Raw genomic sequence first — 5,006 nt, 5'->3', positions numbered from 1 at the left:
CGGCCGCCTGCGCCGCGGCCTGCGCACGCAGACCCTCCAGCAACGGGCCGCCGAACGCAGCCAGGGTCTTGCCGCTGCCGGTGGGCGTGTGCAGCAGCCCGGAGCCGCCGTCCAGGTACTGCCGCCACAGCGCGCGCTGGAACGGCAGCGGTTGCCAGCCCTGTTGCGCGAACCAGGCGTACAGCGGCGCATCGGCCGGGCGCCGGCGCGCCGCGGTTGCGCTCATCGCGCCAGCGCCTGCAGCGTGCTCAAGCGGTCGGCCTCGGCGAACGGCTTGTCGTGGCGCCAGCGCAGGATGCGCGGGAAGCGCACGGCGATGCCGGACTTGTGCCGGCTGCTGCGATTCACCGCCTCGAAGCCGAGCTCGAACACCTGGTACGGCGTCACCGCGCGCACCGGGCCGAAGCGCTCGGTGGTGTGCGCGCGGATCCAGCGGTCCAGCGCCAGGATCTCGCTGTCGTCCAGCCCCGAGTATGCCTTCGCCACCGGCACCAGTTGCTCGCCATCCCACAGGCCGAAGGTGTAGTCGGTGTACAGCGTGCTGCGCCGGCCATGCCCGGCCTGCGCGTACAGCAGCACCGCGTCGATGGTCAGTGGCGCCACCTTCCACTTCCACCAGTCGCCACGGCGGCGGCCGGACTGGTAGGGCGATGTCGCACGCTTGAGCATCAGCCCTTCCACGCCTTGCACGCGCGAATCCTCGCGCAGCGCCGCCGCCCGCTCCCACGTCGTGGCCTGCACCTGCGGCGACAGCGTGAGGCGCGGATCGGCGTGAGCCTCCAGCAACGTTTGCAACTGCGCGCGGCGCTGCTGCAGCGGCTGCTCGCGCAGGTCCTGGCCGTCCAGTTCCAGCAGGTCGTAGGCGAGCACCCGCGCTGGCGTGTCGGCCAGGGTCTTGGCGCCAGGCTTGCGTCGCTGGATGCGGGTCTGCAGCGCGGTGAACGGCAACGGCGCGGGCTCGCCATCGCGCCAGACCAGCAGCTCGCCATCGATCACCGCATCGCGCGGCAGCGTCGCCGCGGCCGCCTCGATTTCCGGGAAGCGCCCGTCCAGGCGTTCCTCGCCACGCGACCACAGCGCCACCTCGCCGTCGCGGCGAATCAGTTGCAGGCGGATGCCATCCCATTTCCATTCCAGCAGCCAGTCGTCGAGGGCGCCGAGCGTGGCGGCCTCGGCTTCCAGCGGCGAGGCCAGGAAGAACGGGTAGGGCTGCTGGCGGTCGCTGGGCAGCACCTCGTCGGACAGCAACTGCTCCAGCGCCTGCGGCGTCGGCGACCAGGCGCCGAGCATGCGCTGGGCGATGCGCGCAATGTCGATCCCCGACATCGCCGCCAGCGCCTGCTGCACCAGCCGCTGCGAGACGCCCACGCGCAGCGCGCCGGTCAGCAGCTTGTTGAACAGCAGGCGCTCGTCGAAGGACAGGCTGCGCCAGCCCGCCACCACCGCGGCGCGGCGCGCGGCGTCGTCCTGCGCAGCCACCGGCAACAGGCGCTCCTCGATCCAGTCGCGCAGCGGTGCCGGGTCCGGGGTTTCCGCTGGATCGTCGAGCAGCAGCGTGAGGGTTTCGGCAAGATCGCCGACGTGGTCGTAGCTGTCGTCCACCAGCCAGCCGGGCAGGCCGCTTTCCTTCGCGATCCATTCGCGCAGTTCGCGGGTGTTGGCGATACGACGCAGCTTGCCGCCGCTGAGCAACCAGATCGCCCAGGCCGCGTCGGCCGGCGGCGCCTGCTCGAAGTACGCCACCAGCGCGGCGCGCTTGTCCAGCGTCGCGGTGCTCTGGTCCAGTTGCCGGTACAGCGCGGCGAAGCGCTTCATTCCTCGCCACCGTAGTCGGTACGGAACGCCTCGGCGGCGACACCGCGTTCATTGAGCGCGCGGATGATCGCGTCGGTGTTGCCGTGGGTCGCAATTACGCGCCGTGCTCCGGTCTCGTCGATGGTGCGCAGCAGGTCGGGCCAGTCGGCATGGTCGGAGACCACGAAGCCGCGGTCGTAGTTGCGCCGGCGGCGGTTGCCGCGCAGCCGCATCCAGCCCGAGGCGAAGCCGAGTTGCGCATGGCGGAAGCGGCGCAGCCACGGGCTGCCGGCGGCCGAGGGTGGCGCCAGCACCAACTGCCCGGCGTAGTCGGCGCGCTTGTCCAGTTCGGACACGGTGCGCGTGTCCAGCATCGCCACGCCGGCCTCGCGATACACCGCCACGCCGGCCGCTACCGCACCGTGCAGCAGCGCCGGCTGATCGTCCCAGGGCTGCAGTTCGGCGAGCACGCGCTGCGCCTTGCCCAATGCGTAGCAGAACAGCACGGCGGCCTCGCCGCGCGCGCCGCACTCGCGGCGCCAGGCGACGATCTCGCGCGCCACCTCGCTGGTGTCCGGCCACCGGTACACCGGCAGGGCGAAGGTGGCCTCGGTGATGAAGGTGTCGCAGCGCACCACCTCGAACGGCGCGCAGGTCGGATCGGGCTGGCGCTTGTAGTCGCCCGAGGCGACCCAGACCTCGCCATCCACTTCGATGCGCACCTGCGCCGAGCCGAGCACGTGCCCGGCCGGGTGCAGCGACACCTGCGCGCGGCCGAGCGTGAAGCGGGTGCCGTAATCGTAGGCGCGATAGGCCTGCTCGCCCAGCCGCCAGCGCAGGATCGGCAGGCCGGCGGCGGCGCAGTGGTATTCGCCCATGCCCGAGCGCGCGTGGTCGCCGTGGCCGTGGGTGATGACCGCGCGCGGCACCGGCCGCCAGGGATCGATATGGAAATCGCCGGCGGGGCAGTACAGCCCTTCCGGGCGCAGCACCACCAGGTCCTGGGAAGCGGCATTCGGCATGGGCGCCACTGTGTCCAAGCCTGTGTGCAGGAGATGAGAATCCGCCCCGCGCGTTCGCGGCGACGCGACGGATCGGCCACAATGCGTGCAGCGCTTCTGGGAGGGAGATGCATGCACACGGACCTGCCGGCGTTCGCCACGCATACGGTCGACAATCAGCCGCCGCCGTTCGAACCGCGCGATCTTTGGGCCGACGACGTGGCGCTGCGTGAGGCCTGCGCACGCGAGGGCGCGGACGGCTTCGCGGCGACGCTGGCGCAGTACGGCGTGCTGGCCGGCGATGCGCTATATCGGCTCGGCTTCGACGCCAACCGCGACCGTCCGCGGCTGCGCACGCACGACCGCTACGGCCATCGCATCGACACGGTCGAGTTTCACCCGGCCTATCACCAGTTGCTGGACGCGGCCAAGCGCCATGGCGTGGCCGGGCTGTCCTGGCACAGCCCGCAGCCGGGTGTGCATGTGGCGCGCGCGGCGCTGAGCTACCTGCACCACCAGGCCGAGGCCGGCACCAGTTGCCCGCTGACCATGACCCATGCCGCGGTCGCGGTGTTGCGCCAGGACCCGGCCTTGCGCGAATGGGCCGACAAGGCCGCCGCGCCGCACTACGACCCGCGCGATGTGCCGATCGCCGACAAGGCCGGCATCACCCTGGGCATGGGCATGACCGAGAAGCAGGGCGGATCGGACGTGCGCCGCAACGCCACCGTCGCCACGCCGCTGGACGGCGCCGGCGCGTACAGCCTGGTCGGGCACAAGTGGTTCTTCTCCGCACCGATGTCCGACGGCTTCTTGGTGCTGGCGCAGGCGCCGGGCGGCCTGACCTGCTTCCTGCTGCCGCGGCGCCTGCCCGATGGCCGGCTCAACGCGCTGCGGCTGATGCGGCTGAAGGACAAGCTGGGCGACTGGTCCAACGCGTCCAGCGAAGTCGAGTTCGCCGGTGCCTGGGCGCAGCGGGTCGGCGAGGAAGGGCGTGGGGTGGCGCGGATCATTGGCATGGTGATGCTGACCCGGCTCGACTGCATGCTCGCCGCCGCTGCGCAGATGCGCATGGCGCTCGCCCAGGCGCTGCACCACGCGCGGCATCGCATCGCGTTCGGCAAGCGCCTGGTCGAGCAGCCGCTGATGCGCAACGTGCTGGCCGATCTGGCCCTGGAATCGGAAGCCGCCACCGCGTTCGCGCTGCGGGTGGCGCGCGCGGTGGATGCGGCCGACGTCGATGCGTCGGAAGCGGCGTTCGCGCGCATCGCCACCGCGCTGGGCAAGTATTGGCTGTGCAGGCGCGCGCCGGCCTTCGTCAACGAGGCGCAGGAATGCCTGGGCGGCGCCGGCTACGTCGAGGAGTCGATCCTGCCGCGGCTGTACCGGCAGGCGCCGCTGAACTCGATCTGGGAGGGCAGCGGCAACATCCAATGCCTGGACGTGCTGCGCGCGCTGGCGCGCGAACCGGCCAGCGCGGCCGCGGTCCTGGCGGAGCTGCAGACCGCGGCCGGCAGCGACCCGGCGTACGACGCGGCGCTGGACGCACTGCGCGCGCCGCTGGCTGGCCATGCCGAAGTAGACGAGTACAGCGCACGGCGCCTGGCCGAACGCATCGCGCTGGCCTTGCAGGCCGCGCTCCTGCTGCGCAGCGGCAGTCCGGCCGCCGGCGCGTTCGTGCGCAGCCGACTGGCCGGCGCGCATGGATTGGCGTTCGGCACGCTGGAGCCGGGTGTGCCGGTCGAGGAACTGCTGGTGCGTGCGTTGCCGTAGGCCATGCGGCATAGCGACCCAGCGCGCCGTCGCCAAGTGGGAAAGGAGTGGGCCGGCACTTCCTTCTCCCTCCGGGACCACGGCCCCCTTTTTGGGGGAAGGTGCCCCGAAGGGGCGGATGAGGGTACGGCGGCCAACGTAGCCACGCAGCAAGTGCGGTGATCAGAGGCGTCGCGCGACCGTACCCTCACCCCAACCCCTCTCCCGACGGGAGAGGGGCTCAGCTTCCGCGATGCCTTGGGCTGCGCTATGGAGGCCAGCGCGCCCTCGGCATGTGGAAAATTGGGCTAGCCGGCACTTCCTTCTCCCTCTCGGGAGAAGGTGCCCCGAAGGGGCGGATGAGGGTACGGCGGCCAGCCTAGTCAGGCAGCAAGTGCAGCGATCACCGGCGACGCGCGGCCTTACCCTCACCCCAACCCCTCTCCCGGCGGGAGAGGG

At 71.7% G+C, this 5,006-nt stretch carries 4 protein-coding genes; 1 reads left to right on the top strand and 3 read right to left on the bottom strand.

Annotated features, from left to right (window positions below; translation table 11 throughout):
- The 3 genes from D183_RS25535 to D183_RS0120980 all read right to left on the bottom strand — a co-directional run.
- A partial coding sequence (locus tag D183_RS25535; RefSeq protein ID WP_039729175.1) for a hypothetical protein occupies positions 1–226 on the bottom strand: 226 nt, incomplete at its 3' end.
- Positions 223–1,815, bottom strand: a complete 1,593-nt coding sequence (locus tag D183_RS0120985) for an ATP-dependent DNA ligase (protein WP_017910726.1) — start codon at positions 1,813–1,815, stop codon at positions 223–225. The genes D183_RS0120985 and D183_RS25535, both read right to left, overlap by 4 nt.
- Positions 1,812–2,816: a ligase-associated DNA damage response exonuclease gene (locus D183_RS0120980; protein WP_017910725.1), complete on the bottom strand. Its 1,005-nt coding sequence runs from the start codon at positions 2,814–2,816 to the stop codon at positions 1,812–1,814. The genes D183_RS0120985 and D183_RS0120980 overlap by 4 nt, the downstream gene beginning before the upstream one ends.
- A gap of 96 nt (positions 2,817–2,912) precedes the next feature.
- Between D183_RS0120980 and D183_RS0120975 the strand changes: the two genes are divergently transcribed.
- A complete protein-coding gene (locus tag D183_RS0120975; protein WP_441366724.1) occupies positions 2,913–4,568 on the top strand; it encodes an acyl-CoA dehydrogenase family protein in 1,656 nt (551 codons plus the stop codon).
- The last annotated feature ends 438 nt before the right edge of the window (positions 4,569–5,006 follow it).

Source organism: Xanthomonas sp. SHU 199, from assembly GCF_000364665.1.
In the GTDB taxonomy this organism is placed as follows: domain Bacteria; phylum Pseudomonadota; class Gammaproteobacteria; order Xanthomonadales; family Xanthomonadaceae; genus Xanthomonas_A; species Xanthomonas_A sontii.
Note: the sequence above shows the minus strand (reverse complement) of the source record. Positions and strands in the feature narration are given on the sequence as shown.

What these genes read in the sequence shown, in the direction of transcription:
- D183_RS0120985 (WP_017910726.1), bottom strand. Translation starts at nt 1,815, where the DNA reads ATGAAGCGCTTCGCCGCGCTGTACCGGCAACTGGACCAGAGCACCGCG.
- D183_RS0120980 (WP_017910725.1), bottom strand. Translation starts at nt 2,816, where the DNA reads ATGCCGAATGCCGCTTCCCAGGACCTGGTGGTGCTGCGCCCGGAAGGG.